9 protein-coding genes, 2 tRNA genes and 3 rRNA genes are annotated in these 17,278 nt (G+C 57.3%); 5 read left to right on the forward strand and 9 right to left on the reverse strand.

The window, feature by feature from the left end:
- Positions 1-167: 167 nt before the first annotated feature.
- Entirely contained in the window at positions 168-2,249 is a 2,082-nt protein-coding gene (locus ACSQ8V_RS15865; RefSeq protein WP_436206299.1) for a molybdopterin-containing oxidoreductase family protein, read from the reverse strand.
- 168 nt (positions 2,250-2,417) lie between these two features.
- Between ACSQ8V_RS15865 and ACSQ8V_RS15870 the strand changes: the two genes are divergently transcribed.
- Entirely contained in the window at positions 2,418-3,629 is a 1,212-nt protein-coding gene (locus ACSQ8V_RS15870; protein WP_436206300.1) for a M20 aminoacylase family protein, read from the forward strand.
- 405 nt (positions 3,630-4,034) lie between these two features.
- Here the strand turns inward: ACSQ8V_RS15870 and rrf are convergent.
- From rrf to ACSQ8V_RS15900, 6 genes are all read right to left on the reverse strand, one after another.
- Positions 4,035-4,147: ribosomal RNA gene (gene rrf, locus ACSQ8V_RS15875) — 5S ribosomal RNA — on the reverse strand.
- 176 nt (positions 4,148-4,323) lie between these two features.
- Positions 4,324-7,204, reverse strand: a 23S ribosomal RNA gene (locus ACSQ8V_RS15880).
- A gap of 327 nt (positions 7,205-7,531) precedes the next feature.
- A tRNA-Ala gene (locus ACSQ8V_RS15885) sits at positions 7,532-7,607 on the reverse strand.
- Between the two features lie 41 nt (positions 7,608-7,648).
- Positions 7,649-7,725 (reverse strand) — tRNA-Ile (locus ACSQ8V_RS15890).
- A gap of 69 nt (positions 7,726-7,794) precedes the next feature.
- Positions 7,795-9,325, reverse strand: a 16S ribosomal RNA gene (locus tag ACSQ8V_RS15895).
- The 16S, 23S and 5S rRNA genes sit together here with 2 tRNA genes alongside, the layout of an rRNA operon.
- 520 nt (positions 9,326-9,845) lie before the next feature.
- The gene (locus ACSQ8V_RS15900; RefSeq protein ID WP_436206301.1) at positions 9,846-10,622 is read right to left on the reverse strand and encodes an enoyl-CoA hydratase; all 777 of its coding nucleotides are present in this window, start codon (positions 10,620-10,622) and stop codon (positions 9,846-9,848) included.
- Positions 10,623-10,752: 130 nt separating this feature from the next.
- Between ACSQ8V_RS15900 and paaN the strand changes: the two genes are divergently transcribed.
- The 4 genes from paaN to paaK all read left to right on the forward strand — a co-directional run bounded on the left by paaN (position 10,753) and on the right by paaK (position 15,224).
- Positions 10,753-12,462, forward strand: coding sequence for a phenylacetic acid degradation protein PaaN (gene paaN, locus ACSQ8V_RS15905; RefSeq protein WP_436206302.1), 1,710 nt, complete (start codon positions 10,753-10,755; stop codon positions 12,460-12,462).
- Between the two features lie 120 nt (positions 12,463-12,582).
- Positions 12,583-13,380 (forward strand): 2-(1,2-epoxy-1,2-dihydrophenyl)acetyl-CoA isomerase PaaG, encoded by a 798-nt coding sequence (gene paaG, locus ACSQ8V_RS15910; RefSeq protein WP_436206303.1) that lies wholly within the window; start codon positions 12,583-12,585, stop codon positions 13,378-13,380.
- A 33-nt stretch (positions 13,381-13,413) separates the two neighbouring features.
- Positions 13,414-13,845, forward strand: a complete 432-nt coding sequence (gene paaI, locus ACSQ8V_RS15915) for a hydroxyphenylacetyl-CoA thioesterase PaaI (protein WP_436206304.1) — start codon at positions 13,414-13,416, stop codon at positions 13,843-13,845.
- A 74-nt stretch (positions 13,846-13,919) separates the two neighbouring features.
- Positions 13,920-15,224 carry a phenylacetate--CoA ligase PaaK gene (gene paaK / locus ACSQ8V_RS15920; RefSeq protein WP_436206305.1) on the forward strand — a complete coding sequence of 435 codons (1,305 nt, stop codon included), beginning with the start codon at positions 13,920-13,922 and terminating at the stop codon, positions 15,222-15,224.
- 163 nt (positions 15,225-15,387) lie between these two features.
- Here paaK and mltA read toward each other — a convergent pair whose 3' ends face one another.
- Together mltA and apaG are read right to left on the reverse strand one after the other, a co-directional pair.
- Positions 15,388-16,629 carry a murein transglycosylase A gene (gene mltA / locus ACSQ8V_RS15925; RefSeq protein WP_436206671.1) on the reverse strand — a complete coding sequence of 414 codons (1,242 nt, stop codon included), beginning with the start codon at positions 16,627-16,629 and terminating at the stop codon, positions 15,388-15,390.
- 94 nt (positions 16,630-16,723) lie between these two features.
- Positions 16,724-17,098: a Co2+/Mg2+ efflux protein ApaG gene (gene apaG / locus ACSQ8V_RS15930; protein ID WP_165092620.1), complete on the reverse strand. Its 375-nt coding sequence runs from the start codon at positions 17,096-17,098 to the stop codon at positions 16,724-16,726.
- Positions 17,099-17,278: the final 180 nt, after the last annotated feature.

Below are 17,278 nucleotides of genomic sequence, written 5' to 3' on the forward strand. Positions count from 1 at the left end.
CTTTGTATGATTTTAGAATGGTCGTGCGAAATTTGTCCGTAGCGCATCGTAGCCGCTCGATCGCATTCCGACAACCGGGTTAGACGCCAGCTTCCAATCTCACCGGCCCGTGCTTCCCCTTACGCCTGCTGGCTCCCACACGATTTTGCCTACCTCGTTTTCTCAACTCAGTAAGCCGCCTCGACCTCCACGAGACAATCGTAAAATGTGGCGGAGCCGCCCAGATCCGTCAGCGCTTGACTCGTCACCTGGTTGGCGTTGCAGCCATCCGGCGCGAGTTTCTTCCACCATACCGATAACCCCACTACGACGCCTTCGCGCGCGCGATCGGTGACACGCACGCGCGCCTGCATCGACCCGCGGTCGTTGAATACGCGCACCCGTTCGCCTTCGATGATCTGGCGAGCGTGGGCGTCGGCGGGATGCATGTCGAGATGCGGTTCACCCTCCGTCGATCGCAGGCTTTCCACGTTGACGAAGCTGCTGTTGAGGAAGTTCCGTGCGGGCGGCGAGATCATCGCGAGCGGATAACGCGCGGCGAGTGCCGGCGCGTATTCAGCCGATTCGTACGGCGGCAGGTAATCGGGCACCGGCTCCAGCCCGGCACGTTGCAAACGCTCGCTGAAAAATTCGCATTTCCCCGATGGCGTGTGGAAACCGCCCTCGGCGAACGGCGCCTCCGCCAGCTTGAGCTGCGCCCAGCCTGTTGTCTTCAGCGTGTCCCAGGTCACGCCGGCCAGCGCGGGATCGTTCCAGCGGAATGCCTTCGATGCCAGCGCTTCATCGCTTTCAAATAGCGCCGGATGCGTCAGCCCCATCGCTCTGGCCAGGCCGCGGAAAATCTCCGTGTTCGGCCGCGACTCACCCACCGGAGCGATAGCCGGCAAGTTCGCCATCACGTGCGTGTGGCCGTATGACTTGTGGGCATCGAGATGCTCGAGCTGCGTGGTCGCCGGCAAGATGAGGTCGGCGTTATCGGCGGTATCGGTCTGGAAATGTTCGAGCACGATCGTGAACAGATCCTCCCGCGCGAACCCTGCCGCGACCTTCGCGGAATCCGGTGCGACGGCGACCGGGTTCGAGTTGTAGACGATCAGCGCTTCGATTTTCGGGCCGAAGCTCGCGTCGCCAGCGTGCAGCAACGCGTCGCCAATAGCGTTCATGTTCACCATGCGCGGCAGCTTCGACGGCCATCCCGGCATCAAGTCCGGCCGTTCGAGCGCGTTGACATCGACTGGCGCCCAACTCGACGACGACAGCAGCAAGCCCCCCGACCGCTCGCGCCATGCACCCGTAAGCGAAGGCAGACAAGCGATCGCGCGAACCGCATTGCCCCCGCCTCGCACGCGCTGCATGCCGTAGTTGAGGCGTATCGATGCTTTTTTCGTCGATCCGAAAGCCCGCGCGAGATCGATCACAACCTGCTCTTCGATCCCGCATATTTCCGCGACACGCCCCGGCGGATAAGCTTCGGCACGAGCCTTGAGCTGATCGAAACCGAGCGTGTAGGCGCCAATGTACGCCTGATCGATCAGTCCTTCACTGATCATCACGTTCATCATGCCGAGCGCCAGCGCGCCGTCCGTGCCCGGTTTCAACGCGATGTGCTGGTGGCATTTTTCAGCCGTCAGCGAGCGATAAGGATCGATGGCAATCAACCGCGCACCCCGGCGCTTGGCTTCCTGTGCGCGCGTCCAGAAGTGCAGATTCGACGCGATCGAATTCGATCCCCAGATCAGGATCAGTTCGCTTTCCTCGAAATACTCGGTATGCATGCCGAGACTTCCGCCATACGTGTAACGCAAGCCCGCGGCGCCGGCAGCAGCGCAGATAGTGCGGTCCAGGCGCGACGCGCCGAGCACATTGAAGAAGCGCGCAGCAATGCTCTCACCTTGCACCAAGCCCATCGTGCCCGCGTAGCTATAGGGCAAGATGGCTTCGGGCGCACGGGCCGCGATTTCATTCAGGCGCTCCGCGGCGAATTTCAGCGCGTCATCCCAGCTGAGTGTTTCGAAACGGCCCGAGCCCTTCGGACCAACGCGCCGCATTGGCGTGAGTAACCGATCTCGATGATGTGTCCGTTCGGCATAACGCGACACCTTCGTGCACAGCACGCCTTGTGTGGGCGGATGATCCGGGTCGCCGGTCACCTTGATAGCGCGGCCGTCCTTGACCGTGACGCGCATCGCACAGGTGTCGGGACAATCGTGCGGACAGACAGCACGAGCGAATTCGGCGGGAGCATTCATGCGGATATCCGGTGGGAACGAGCAAAAAGCGGACAGATTGCATCATTTTATTACGGTCGACCGGGGCCGCCGTCTCGTATCTCGATAAATAATCGCGGGCGTAGAATGGTGCGATCGACGCGGACGAAAGCACGCGCAACGTTAATTTTTCAAACCGAGGCCAGTTTCATGAATCTGATTCCAGAAATCGAAGCGTCGCACGAGGAAATCAAAGCGCTGCGACGAACGATCCATGCGCATCCCGAATTGCGTTACGAAGAAGTCGGCACGGCAAAACTAGTCGCCGACAATCTCGAACAATGGGGCTTGGAAGTACATCGCGGCATGGGCAAAACCGGCGTCGTCGGGGTATTGAAACGGGGTTCGGGTAAGCGATGCGTGGGCCTGCGCGCCGACATGGACGCATTGCCTATTACCGAAATCAACACGTTCGGACATCGATCCCAAAACGAGGGCCGCATGCACGCGTGCGGCCACGACGGCCATACCGCCATGTTGTTGGGGGCGGCGAAACATCTGGCTAAGTACGGCAAGTTCGACGGGACCATCGTGTTCATCTTCCAGCCGGCCGAGGAAGGCGGAGCGGGCGCCAAGGCGATGATCGAGGACGGGCTGTTCGAACAATTTCCCGTCGATGCCGTGTTCGGCATCCACAACTGGCCGGGTATTCCTGCGGGTCATTTCGGTGTCACCCCGGGTCCGATCATGGCATCGAGCAACGAATTTCGCATCAATATCAAGGGTATCGGCTCGCACGCGGCGTTGCCACACAACGGGCACGACCCGGTATTCACCGCGGTTCAGATTGCTAACGGGCTGCAAGGGATCATCACGCGCAGCAAGAAACCCATCGACACCGCCGTCCTTTCGATCACGCAGATTCATGCTGGAGACACGTCGAATGTTGTCCCCGATGACGCTTGGCTCGGTGGCACGGTGCGAACATTTACCGTCGAGACACTCGATTTGATCGAGCGCCGGATGCGGGCGATTGCGGAGGCGACTGCTGCTGCGTACGAGTGCGACGTTTCCATCGACTTTCATCGCAACTATCCGCCCACGATCAACGACGCTGAGCAGACGCGCTTCGCGGCGTCGGTGATGGCGGAGGTAGTGGGAAAGGAGAACGTCAATGCTTCCGTCGAACCTACGATGGGCGCCGAGGACTTCGCTTTCATGCTGCTCGCGAAGCCAGGCTGCTATGCGTTTTTGGGAAATGGCGAAGGGTCGCATCGTGAAACTGGACACGGATTGGGACCTTGCACGCTTCACAACGCAAGCTACGACTTCAACGACGCGCTGTTATCCGTTGGATCAACGTATTGGGTGCGGCTTGCAGAAAAGTTTCTGACTGCTGAAGAGGATCAGGCGACGCCCTGAATGAGTTAAATCGCGGTTAACGCCGATGCGTCCACCTCTTTGAGAAGTGGGCGCATTTTGTTTGTAGCGCTGGGGGGTGTTTTAGCTGCCGAATCAACGTTTTAGGGGCGCTTCGGGTCGCCCCGTGATCGAGATTGATTTGATTTGGTTCACGCAAAGTGTGCCGCTGTTGAACCGCCGCAACTCGACCGTGTATATGCGCCGAAATCACTGCACCGCTATATTCCACAGCGATATGAGTTCCGGGGTTGCTGTCAGCCGATGTGTTGGCGTATTGAGATCGGAGTCGCGTGCGAAGAACTTCTCGAATGAGCTATCTGAACCGTGGAGTCGAAACGCAAAAACCCCACCTTTGTGGGGTGGGGTTTTTGTTTAGCTGCACAGGTTACGAGCAACAGATGAGGAGCCTGACGATTACCTACTTTCACACGGGAATCCGCACTATCATTGGCGTGGAGTCGTTTCACGGTCCTGTTCGGGATGGGAAGGGGTGGTACCGACTCGCTATGGTCATCAGGCATAAAGGGGTGTTGTATCGCGGGTTAGGCGCTACAACCAATCTGGGGAAGAAGTAGTCGAGTTCACTCTTGCAGAGCGCCTCGTTGTTACTGGATTGTGTTTGTTACTAGGCACAACACTGATCTCAACCTTGCGCGTTCGTCTGGCACTGGGCCATCGGAGACACACTTGTTATAGGATCAAGCCTTACGGGCAATTAGTATCAGTTAGCTTAATGCATTACTGCACTTCCACACCTGACCTATCAACGTCCTGGTCTAGAACGACCCTTCAAGGAGCTTAAAGCTCCAGGGATATCTCATCTCAAGGCGAGTTTCCCGCTTAGATGCTTTCAGCGGTTATCTCTTCCGAACATAGCTACCCGGCGATGCCACTGGCGTGACAACCGGTACACCAGAGGTTCGTCCACTCCGGTCCTCTCGTACTAGGAGCAGCCCCCTTCAAATATCCAACGCCCACGGCAGATAGGGACCAAACTGTCTCACGACGTTTTAAACCCAGCTCACGTACCTCTTTAAATGGCGAACAGCCATACCCTTGGGACCGGCTACAGCCCCAGGATGAGATGAGCCGACATCGAGGTGCCAAACACCGCCGTCGATATGAACTCTTGGGCGGTATCAGCCTGTTATCCCCAGAGTACCTTTTATCCGTTGAGCGATGGCCCTTCCATACAGAACCACCGGATCACTATGACCTGCTTTCGCACCTGCTCGACTTGTCGGTCTCGCAGTTAAGCACGCTTATGCCATTGCACTATCAGCACGATTTCCGACCGTACCTAGCGTACCTTCGTACTCCTCCGTTACACTTTGGGAGGAGACCGCCCCAGTCAAACTGCCTACCATGCACTGTCCCCGATCCGGATCACGGACCAAGGTTAGAACCTCAAACAAACCAGGGTGGTATTTCAAGGACGGCTCCACCGAAACTAGCGTTCCGGTTTCATAGCCTCCCACCTATCCTACACAGATCGGTTCAAAGTCCAATGCAAAGCTACAGTAAAGGTTCATGGGGTCTTTCCGTCTAGCCGCGGGGAGATTGCATCATCACAAACACTTCAACTTCGCTGAGTCTCGGGAGGAGACAGTGTGGCCATCGTTACGCCATTCGTGCAGGTCGGAACTTACCCGACAAGGAATTTCGCTACCTTAGGACCGTTATAGTTACGGCCGCCGTTTACCGGGACTTCAATCAAGAGCTTGCACCCCATCATTTAATCTTCCGGCACCGGGCAGGCGTCACACCCTATACGTCCACTTTCGTGTTTGCAGAGTGCTGTGTTTTTATTAAACAGTCGCAGCCACCAGTTTATTGCAACCCCTTCACCCTCCTGGCGCAGGCCAGTCAAGCTACAGGGGCGTACCTTATCCCGAAGTTACGGTACCAATTTGCCGAGTTCCTTCTCCCGAGTTCTCTCAAGCGCCTTAGAATACTCATCTCGCCCACCTGTGTCGGTTTGCGGTACGGTCTTGTTAAACTGAAGCTTAGAGGCTTTTCTTGGAACCACTTCCGATTGCTTCGCCACCTAAGCGGCTCGCCTCACACCCTTGAATTCCGCGCCCGGATTTGCCTAAGCGCCTTCTCCAATGCAAGGACCGGGACTTCCAACACCCGGACAACCTTCCGCGATCCGTCCCCCCATCGCATTTAACAATGGTGCAGGAATATTAACCTGCTTCCCATCAGCTACGCATTTCTGCCTCGCCTTAGGGGCCGACTCACCCTACGCCGATGAACGTTGCGTAGGAAACCTTGGGCTTACGGCGAGGGGGCTTTTCACCCCCTTTATCGCTACTCATGTCAGCATTCGCACTTCCGATACCTCCAGCACACTTTTCAATGCACCTTCACAGGCTTACGGAACGCTCTCCTACCATGCGGGATAAATCCCGCATCCGCAGCTTCGGTATATTGCTTAGCCCCGTTACATCTTCCGCGCAGGACGACTCGATCAGTGAGCTATTACGCTTTCTTTAAAAGATGGCTGCTTCTAAGCCAACTTCCTGACTGTTTTAGCCTTCCCACTTCGTTTCCCACTTAGCAATATTTGGGGACCTTAGCTGGCGGTCTGGGTTGTTTCCCTCTTGACACCGGACGTTAGCACCCGATGTCTGTCTCCCGTGATTGCACTCTTCGGTATTCGGAGTTTGCTATGGCGTAGTAATCCGCAATGGACCCCACAACCATGACAGTGCTCTACCCCCGAAGGTGATACACGAGGCACTACCTAAATAGTTTTCGGAGAGAACCAGCTATTTCCAAGTTTGTTTAGCCTTTCACCCCTATCCACAGCTCATCCCCTAATTTTTCAACATTAGTGGGTTCGGTCCTCCAGTACGTGTTACCGCACCTTCAACCTGGCCATGGATAGATCACTTGGTTTCGGGTCTACGCCCAGCAACTGAACGCCCTATTCGGACTCGCTTTCGCTACGGCTGCCTTAATCAGTTAACCTTGCTACTGAACGTAAGTCGCTGACCCATTATACAAAAGGTACGCCGTCACCCCTTTCAAGGCTCCGACTGTTTGTATGCATGCGGTTTCAGGATCTATTTCACTCCCCTCCCGGGGTTCTTTTCGCCTTTCCCTCACGGTACTGGTTCACTATCGGTCGATCACGAGTATTTAGCCTTGGAGGATGGTCCCCCCATCTTCAGACAGGATTTCACGTGTCCCGCCCTACTTGTCGTACACCTAGTTCCACACATCCGCTTTCGCCTACAGGACTATCACCTGCTATGGTCACACTTTCCAGAGTGTTCGGCTAACGGTCGTGCTAAAGAGTACAGGCTGATCCCATTTCGCTCGCCACTACTTTGGGAATCTCGGTTGATTTCTTTTCCTGCGGTTACTTAGATGTTTCAGTTCACCGCGTTCGCTTCACTAGACCTATGTATTCAGTCTAGGATGACCCAGAAGGGCCGGGTTTCCCCATTCGGATATCGGGGGATCAAAGCTCGTTTGCCAGCTCCCCCCCGCTTTTCGCAGGCTACCGCGTCCTTCATCGCCTGTGATCGCCAAGGCATCCACCACATGCACTTGTTCGCTTGACCCTATAACGAGTGTGTCTCTCCAAACACTACCCAGGTTGCCCCGGACCGTGTTTTTCTTCACCCCGCTATAGGTTGAGTATTCGTGTTGCGCCGTATTCCAAAGCAATCTTTCGATCACCTTTTCATACATTGATACAATCACAACCCTGATCCACCTACTCACACACTCATCTCTAAGTATGCTTTCGTGAATCTCTTTACTACTTCTTCCAGATTGTTAAAGAACGACAGCACAACTTAAAGCGCTATGCTTTAAGTTGCTTACTGACTGGCTCAATCGCCAATGCGTAATCACTCTCTTTATAAAGAATGCTATGCGTTGGTGATTGGTGGAGGATGACGGGATCGAACCGACGACCCCCTGCTTGCAAAGCAGGTGCTCTCCCAGCTGAGCTAATCCCCCAAGTACCTTGATGCTTGAGGGTCTGCATTTACAAACGTAAATGGTGGGTCTGGTTGGATTCGAACCAACGACCCCCGCCTTATCAAGACGGTGCTCTAACCAACTGAGCTACAGACCCTTAGCCTGTCTTCTTACAGCCGATAAGCGTGAGCGCTTTAGCACTTCACTTCAAAACGTTGAGCTCGAGAAAGGAGGTGATCCAGCCGCACCTTCCGATACGGCTACCTTGTTACGACTTCACCCCAGTCATGAATCCTACCGTGGTGACCGTCCTCCTTGCGGTTAGACTAGCCACTTCTGGTAAAACCCACTCCCATGGTGTGACGGGCGGTGTGTACAAGACCCGGGAACGTATTCACCGCGGCATGCTGATCCGCGATTACTAGCGATTCCAGCTTCACGTAGTCGAGTTGCAGACTACGATCCGGACTACGATCGGTTTTCTGGGATTAGCTCCCCCTCACGGGTTGGCAGCCCTCTGTTCCGACCATTGTATGACGTGTGAAGCCCTACCCATAAGGGCCATGAGGACTTGACGTCATCCCCACCTTCCTCCGGTTTGTCACCGGCAGTCTCCTTAGAGTGCTCTTGCGTAGCAACTAAGGACAAGGGTTGCGCTCGTTGCGGGACTTAACCCAACATCTCACGACACGAGCTGACGACAGCCATGCAGCACCTGTGTATCGGTTCTCTTTCGAGCACCCCCACCTTTCAGCAGGGTTCCGACCATGTCAAGGGTAGGTAAGGTTTTTCGCGTTGCATCGAATTAATCCACATCATCCACCGCTTGTGCGGGTCCCCGTCAATTCCTTTGAGTTTTAATCTTGCGACCGTACTCCCCAGGCGGTCAACTTCACGCGTTAGCTACGTTACTAAGTCAATGAAGACCCAACAACTAGTTGACATCGTTTAGGGCGTGGACTACCAGGGTATCTAATCCTGTTTGCTCCCCACGCTTTCGTGCATGAGCGTCAGTATTGGCCCAGGGGGCTGCCTTCGCCATCGGTATTCCTCCACATCTCTACGCATTTCACTGCTACACGTGGAATTCTACCCCCCTCTGCCATACTCTAGCTCGCCAGTCACAAATGCAGTTCCCAGGTTAAGCCCGGGGATTTCACATCTGTCTTAACGAACCGCCTGCGCACGCTTTACGCCCAGTAATTCCGATTAACGCTCGCACCCTACGTATTACCGCGGCTGCTGGCACGTAGTTAGCCGGTGCTTATTCTTCCGGTACCGTCATCCTCCCGCCGTATTAGGGCAGAAGTTTTCTTTCCGGACAAAAGTGCTTTACAACCCGAAGGCCTTCTTCACACACGCGGCATTGCTGGATCAGGGTTTCCCCCATTGTCCAAAATTCCCCACTGCTGCCTCCCGTAGGAGTCTGGGCCGTGTCTCAGTCCCAGTGTGGCTGGTCGTCCTCTCAGACCAGCTACAGATCGTCGCCTTGGTAGGCCTTTACCCCACCAACTAGCTAATCTGCCATCGGCCGCCCCTATAGCGCGAGGTCTTTCGATCCCCCGCTTTCTTCCGTAGATCGTATGCGGTATTAATCCGGCTTTCGCCGGGCTATCCCCCACTACAGGACACGTTCCGATGTATTACTCACCCGTTCGCCACTCGCCACCAGGGTTACCCCCGTGCTGCCGTTCGACTTGCATGTGTAAGGCATGCCGCCAGCGTTCAATCTGAGCCAGGATCAAACTCTTCAGTTCAATGCCTGTTACTGTTTTCTATTCTTGCGAATAGGTCGCTCACTCAACGTACTGACAAGTTCCTCCCATCTTCCCTTTCGGAAAGACGCTCAAAACCTACCTTAATACTAGTGTGAGACTTGATACTTTCGCTTCACGGCAGCATCTCCCGAGAAACCCCGGAAAACACCACCACGCTCAAAGCCAAGCACCAAGCGCCCACACTTATCGGCTGTTAGTTTTTAAAGAACATTCGCTACACACCGCACAGTCCCAACCCTCAGAACCCTGCCGCTTTCGCGTCGCTGCACCTGCAGCACAGAAACGAGATTATGTCGTGCGTTTCGCTTTTCGTCAACAGGTTTTTTACTTCACCCGAACTTTCCGATTCGCTGCGAAGCCCGTCCTGCTTGGCTCTGCGGCATCCTCTTAAGCGCCACGCTTACTGCACTTTCTCACTTCCCTTCGCCTCTTTGGGAAGCGAAGGAACGGAATTCTAGTGCCCGTTTCACCCTTGCGCAAGGGGTTCGTGAAAAGAATTTCAACGGTGCTTAAAAACCGGTTTCCGCTTCTCAACAAACGCGGCCATTCCTTCCTTCTGATCTTCAGTGGCAAAGAGTGAATGGAACATGCGCCGCTCGAAGTGAACTCCCTCTGCCAACGTCGATTCATATGCGCGATTAACGGACTCCTTCGCCATCATTACCGCAGGCAGCGAGAAGCTCGCGATTATCGATGCTGCTTCCATTGCTTCGTCTAACAAGCTTGCCGCCGGCACAACGCGCGATACCAAACCCGCGCGCTCCGCCTCTTCGGCGCCCATCATGCGCGCGGTCAGGCACATGTCCATTGCCTTCGCCTTCGACACTGCGCGCGGCAGCCGCTGCGTGCCGCCGGCACCCGGAATCACGCCAAGCTTGATTTCCGGTTGTCCGAACTTGGCGGTATCGGCGGCAATGATGATGTCGCACATCATGGCCAGCTCACAACCGCCGCCAAGAGCGAAGCCAGACACCGCGGCAATGATCGGCTTGCGAATCGTGCGCACCGTTTCCCAGTTGCGCGTGATGTAGTCGCCCTTGAACGTGTCCATATAGGAGTAGCCGGCCATCATGCCGATGTCCGCCCCCGCCGCAAACGCCTTTTCGCTGCCGGTCAGCACGATTGCGCCGATGTTCTCGTCGGCATCGAATTGCTTCAACACAACGCCGAGCTCATCCATCAGGGCATCGTTTAGCGCGTTGAGCGCCTTAGGCCGGTTCAGCGTGATCAAGCCGACTCGTCCGCGGACTTCGGTCAATAGATTCTCGTAAGCCATGCATTCCTCCTATGTGAACTCGCGCGAAAACGCTTCGCGCACGCGTCTCGAAAATGCTAACATTCGCAAACCAACCGGTCGGTCAATTAATTGATCAAGCGTCCATCACCGTCACTCATCCCTTGCCGCCATGACACATCCGCTATTCACGAAGCACGAAGCGACGCTTAATCAAGCGCTTGCCGCCATTGCAACACGTGGCTACTGGAGCCCGTTTCCAGAAATGCCGAGTCCCAAAGTGTACGGTGAAACAGCTAGTTCGGACGGCGAGGCGGCCTTCAAAGCACACCTGAACCGGACGTTTGATCTGGACCAGCCGACAACGGGCGAGACGATTGGCAATGAGCGTTCGCCCTTCGGCCTTGCGCTCGGAATTCGCTATCCGAAAGCGAACGTCGACGCACTGCTGGCTGCGTCCGTGGCGGCTCAAAGTCAGTGGCGCGCGGCCGGTCCCGACGCGTGGGCGGGCGTAAGCCTCGAAATACTGACCCGGCTGAACAAGGCGAGTTTCGAGATCGGCTACAGCGTCATGCACACGACCGGGCAAGCCTACATGATGGCCTTTCAGGCAGGCGGTCCGCATGCGCAGGATCGCGCGCTCGAAGCAGTGGCCTACGCGTGGGACGAGCTTCGCCGAATTCCCGCCGACGCTTATTGGGAAAAGCCCCAAGGCAAGAATCCCCCGATCGCGATGCACAAGCGGTTCACCATCGTGCCGCGCGGAACGGGTCTTGTACTCGGCTGCTGCACATTCCCCACCTGGAACGGCTATCCGGGTATGTTCGCCGATCTGGCCACGGGTAATACGGTCATCGTCAAGCCGCATCCTGGCGCCATCCTGCCGCTGGCAATTACGGTACGCATCGCCCGCGACGTTTTGCGCGAAGCCGGATTCGATCCGAACGTGGTCACGCTGCTTGCGACCGAAGCGAACGATGGCCCCCTCGTTCAGGATCTTGCGCTGCGCCCCGAAATCAAGCTGATCGATTTCACCGGCAGCACGCAAAACGGCAACTGGCTCGAGCGCCATGCGCACCAGGCGCAGGTCTACACGGAGAAGGCCGGCGTGAATCAGATCGTGATCGATTCCGTGGATAACCTCAAAGCCGTTGCCAGCAATATCGCATTCTCACTGGCGTTGTACTCCGGCCAAATGTGCACTGCGCCGCAAAACATCTACGTGCCGCGCGACGGTATCCACACGAGCGACGGCCACATGAGCTTCGACGACGTCGCGAAGACGCTCGCGACTGCCGTCGAAAAACTGGTCTCCGATCCGGCCCGCGCGGTCGAATTGACGGGCGCCATTCAGAATGATGGCGTAATAGCGCGCATTGCCGACGCCCGGCAACTGGGCGAAGTGCTGACAGATAGTCAATCGCTCGCTCATCCTGCGTTCCCTGACGCCCAAGTGCGCTCTCCTCTCATGTTGAAGATGGACGTTCGCACCGACGCCGCAAAATTCACGCGGGAATGGTTCGGCCCAATCTCGTTTGTCATTGCGACGGACTCGACGGCACAGTCTCTCGACCTGGCGGGATCGATTGCCGCGGAACACGGTGCGCTCACGTTCTCTGTGTACAGCACGGACGATGCAGTAGTCGACGCAGCCTACGACGCAGCGATTCGCGGCGGCGTCGCGCTCTCGATCAACCTGACCGGTGGCGTGTTCGTCAACCAGACAGCGGCGTATTCGGACTTCCACGGCACCGGGGCCAATCCGGCAGCGAACTCGGCGTTGTCCGACGCAGCGTACGTATCGAACCGCTTCCGCGTTGTTCAAAGCAGAGTGCATGTTGCACCGAAGGCCGCGCCAGCAACAGCTGGCCAAACGACATAGGCGCCCAGCCCGCAACGCCGCGTGGAGACATAGGCCATTCAGTCGAATGGAACGCGGCGCCGGGCGCGGCTAGTATCGAAGGCATGCGTATTTGCACAACCTGGCCAGCAAGGAGACACGATGTCCGACAACGGCAATTCAATCGTCATCAATATCGACGCCAGCACGCGTGTCGCCACGCTGACGCTCAATCGTCCCGACAAGCTCAACAGCTTCACGCGGACGATGCACGAGGAATTGAGCAAGGCGCTTGATCAGGTTGAAGGAAGCAACGCCCGAGCATTGGTGATCACGGGGGCGGGTCGCGGTTTTTGCGCGGGCCAGGATCTCGCCGATCTTGACTTCACACCTGGAGCAATGACCAATCTGGGCGCTCTGATCGACCGCCATTTCAACCCGCTCGTGCGCCGCCTGCAGGCGTTGCCCTTGCCCGTGATTGCCGCCGTCAACGGTATCGCTGCCGGTGCGGGAGCGAATCTCGCCATGGCGTGTGACTTGATCGTCGCTGCGCGTTCAGCAAGTTTCGTCCAGGCTTTTGTCAAGATTGGTCTGGTTCCGGATACCGGCGGCACGTGGCTCTTGCCGCGGCGCGTTGGCGAAGCACGGGCGCTGGGCCTCGCATTGACCGGAGACAAACTGGGCGCCGAACAAGCTGAGACGTGGGGACTGGTCTGGAAAGTGGTCGACGACGAGCAATTGCAGAGCGCTGCACTGAAGCTTGCCGCGCAACTCGCACAGCAGCCCGCCAAGGCTATCGCAGCAATCAAGCACGCTATCCGTGCCGCCGCGAACAATACGCTCGATCAGCAATTGGATCTGGAGCGCGACGTTCAACGCGAACTAGGTGACTCGCACGACTACGCCGAGGGCGTCGCGGCCTTCAAGGAAAAACGTGCGCCCCGCTTCGACGGCCTCTGAAATTCGATCAGAAAACTCCGGGAGAACGCAGCAATGACACCTGAAGAACTCGCCAACGCGACCGCGCAAGCCATGTACGAAGCGGATGCATGCAGCCGTGCGCTCGGCCTCGAACTCAAGGAAGTTCGTCCGGGGTACGCGCGCATGCAAATGAACGTCCGCGACGACTTTCTGAACGGTCACGGTATCTGCCACGGCGGACTCATTTTCACGCTGGCCGACTCCACGTTTGCGTTTGCCTGTAACTCGTACAACATCAATACGGTCGCAGCAGGCTGTTCCATTGAATTTCTGCGTGCGGTGAAGGGCGGCGACCGCTTGTCGGCAGAAGCTGTCGAACAATCACTGACGGGGCGAACCGGAATCTACGACATTCGCATCACGAACCGCGAAGGCGAAACGGTCGCGATGTTCCGGGGCAAGTCGTCGCAGATAAAGGGCAATCTGGTTTCCGTGGAATCCTGACCCACCCTACAAAACACAGCGCCCATACGAACTTGATTCGGGCGATTGATTGACGATCAAGAAGGAGACACTCGATGAACAACGCGCTTCCGCTGGACCCGATCGAGACGGCCAGCCGCGACGAACTAACGGCGCTGCAGCTCGAACGCCTCAAGTGGTCGCTCGCCCATGCGTATGAAAACTCGCCGGTGTACCGCCGCAAGTTCGACGAAGCGGGCGTGCATCCGGACGACGTGAAAAACCTGGCCGACTTAGCGCGTTTCCCGTTCACGACGAAGAAGGATCTCCGCGATAACTACCCGTACGGTATGTTCGCCGTTCCGCACGACCAGATTTCGCGAATCCACGCGTCGTCGGGGACGACGGGCAAGCCGACCGTGGTTGGTTACACGGCGAAGGACATCGACACCTGGGCAAATCTCGTCGCGCGTTCCATTCGTGCTGCGGGCGCTCGGCGTGGCGACAAAGTGCACGTCAGCTACGGCTATGGTTTATTCACGGGTGGCCTCGGCGCTCATTACGGCGCTGAACGTGCTGGTTTGACCGTGATCCCGTTCGGCGGCGGCCAGACTGAAAAGCAAGTGCAACTGATCCAGGATTTTCGCCCCGACATCATCATGGTGACGCCCAGTTACATGCTGTCGATCGCCGACGAACTCGAGCGCCAGGGCGTTCATCCCGCAGATTGCTCGCTGCGGATCGGCATCTTCGGCGCGGAGCCGTGGACGAACGAGATGCGCACGGCTATCGAGAAGCGGATGGGTATCGACGCTGTCGATATATACGGATTATCGGAAGTAATGGGACCGGGGGTGGCGTCGGAGTGTGTCGAGACGAAAGACGGTCCGACGATCTGGGAAGATCATTTCTATCCCGAGATCATTGATCCTGAGACCGGCAAGGTCTTGCCCGACGGTGAACTGGGCGAACTCGTGTTCACTTCGCTGACCAAGGAGGCGCTGCCGATCATCCGCTACCGGACTCGCGATCTCACCCGGCTTTTGCCGGGAAGCGCGCGAACGATGCGTCGGATGGAAAAAATCACGGGGCGCTCGGACGACATGATGATCGTGCGCGGTGTGAATGTATTTCCAACGCAAATTGAAGAGCTGCTGCTCAAGCAGCACGCGCTCGCGCCGCATTATCAGATCGTGCTGACGAAAGAAGGTCCACTTGATGTGCTCACATTGAATGTTGAACCTTGTCCTGAAACGGCCCCGGATATGGGTGCCCTCGATCAAGCCAAAGTTGCGCTCGCTTACGACATCAAGGCTTTGATCGGCGTCAGTGCAGTGGTTCAGGTGCTGGGTCTGAACGGTATTGAGCGGTCGGTTGGAAAGGCGCGGCGCGTGATTGACCGGCGGAAAGCCGCGAGTTGATTCTGTATTCTGCGCTTGTTACGCGAGCGATACTCGCATTCAAGATTCCGGCTCTCTCGGGCCGATCCTCAAATGATCGCCCGCGCGCAAAGCAGCGAGTTGATTGCGTAAGCGCCGGCAATCCGGCGCTTATGCCTACTCTCGCGACATCCCCAACACCCGTCTACGAATTCGGCAGCAGCAGCCACATCCTGCCGGCCTGCTTCATCCGGCCAGCGAGATCGCCGGCATCGTCACCCAGACCCCAGAAATAATCCGCGCGCACGCCGCCCTTGATCGCGCTGCCGGTGTCCTGGGCGAACACCAGCCGGTTCATCGGCGAATTGCTCAACGGGCGAGTGGTCTGCAAGAAAACCGGCGTGCCGAGCGGGATGGAGGACGGGTCCACCGCGATCGAACGTTCGGGCGTAAGCGGAACACCCAGCGCGCCCACCGGCCCGGTTCCCACGCCAGCCGCCAGCGTTTCCGTGCCCGGCATCTCGCGGAAGAACACAAAGCGCGGATTGACGTCGAGCAATGCATCGACACGCGACGGATTCGCTTTCGCCCACGCCTTGATACCTTGCATCGTGGCCTGTGCAGGCGTGAGTTCACGCCGATCCAGCAACTCACGCCCGATTGATTTGTACGGCTGGTTGTTCGTCCCGCCAAAACCAATGCGCATGGTGGTCCCGTCTTCCATCACGACTTGTCCCGAGCCCTGGATCTGCAGGAAGAACGCTTCGATAGGATCATCGACCCAAACCAGTTCGTTGCCGTTCAACACACCCGAACTTTCAAGCTGGGCACGCGTCGGCAATGCGGTGCCGGCTTTGAACCGATACGGCCATCGATACAACGCGTATTGATAAGCCCCGTGACGCGTACGCGAACCGCGCAACAAGGGCTCGTAGTAACCGGTCACCAGACCGTCGAGCGTGCCGTCGGTGTTGGCCAACTGGAACGGCGTGAAATACGCTTCGAAGAATTCGCGGGCGGCGTTCATGTCGAGATCGTCGAGACGCTGCGCCGCCGCGCATGCCCGGCGCCACGCGGGCTGTTGCGCGAGACGGCTGCAGTTCTGGCGCATCGCGGCAGTCGCGCCGAGCAGCGAATCGTCCTGCCAGCCGGGCACTTGCTGCCAGCTCACTGCAGTCAAGCGATTAGCCGCGCGCTGTCCCGTGATGATCGGCGCACCGGTCGGCGGCGCGAGATACCCGGACTTAACGGAGCCACCGCCGCACGAAGCGAGCAGGACGGCTGCTGTAATCGACGCCGCCCAACCCGCCAATCCGGCGAGCGAGCGAGTGAAACGCATACAATGTTCGTTCTTGATGAGAACCGCCATGTCTGATCTATTCGACGAATACCCAATGCTTATTTTTGCGCTCGAGTCTCTCTTGGCGCTGCTTCTGCTGATCTTTATCGTCGTGTGGACGGCTTCGGGCAAGAAGAAAAACAGGCGCCAGGAGAAACGAAAGCAGCAAGCACCATGACGGCACGTGTTTCAGCGCTGCCGGTCAATGCAGCGTACGCGGCATGTGCAACGAAAACTCGGCAATTGGGGCCTCGAAACGCTCGCCATCTTCGGCTACGCAAAAATACGAACCACGCATGGTGCCAACGGGTGTCGCAATGACGGCCCAACTCGTGTACTCGAATTTCTCTCCCGGCGGCAGCAATGGCTGGTTCCCCACCACGCCAAGTCCCTTTACTTCCTGCACTACGTCGTCGCTGTCAGTAATGATCCAGTGGCGCGAGATCAGTTGCGCCGCGACCTGCCCGGTATTGCGGATGGTCAGGGTGTAGGCGAAAGCAAACTGCCGGGCGTCCGGATCCGATTGTTCAGGGAGATACTGCGTCTGGACGGAAACGCTGAATTCATACTGGCTCATCGCTTTTCCAATTCAAAAATGTGCTGCGCGGGTTCGAACCCCTCCCCCTTAAGGACAGAGGCCCGGCGCGGGTCTCGCGAATTTGCGTGAACGTCAGGTGACGCATTCTGCTTGATGCAGCCGGTGCCCGCAACAGAACGCCACTGCGTGCAAGGGCTTTGTCAGCCGCGCGAAGCTCCC

Source organism: Caballeronia sp. LjRoot31 (assembly GCF_964253885.1).
In the GTDB taxonomy this organism is placed as follows: domain Bacteria; phylum Pseudomonadota; class Gammaproteobacteria; order Burkholderiales; family Burkholderiaceae; genus Caballeronia.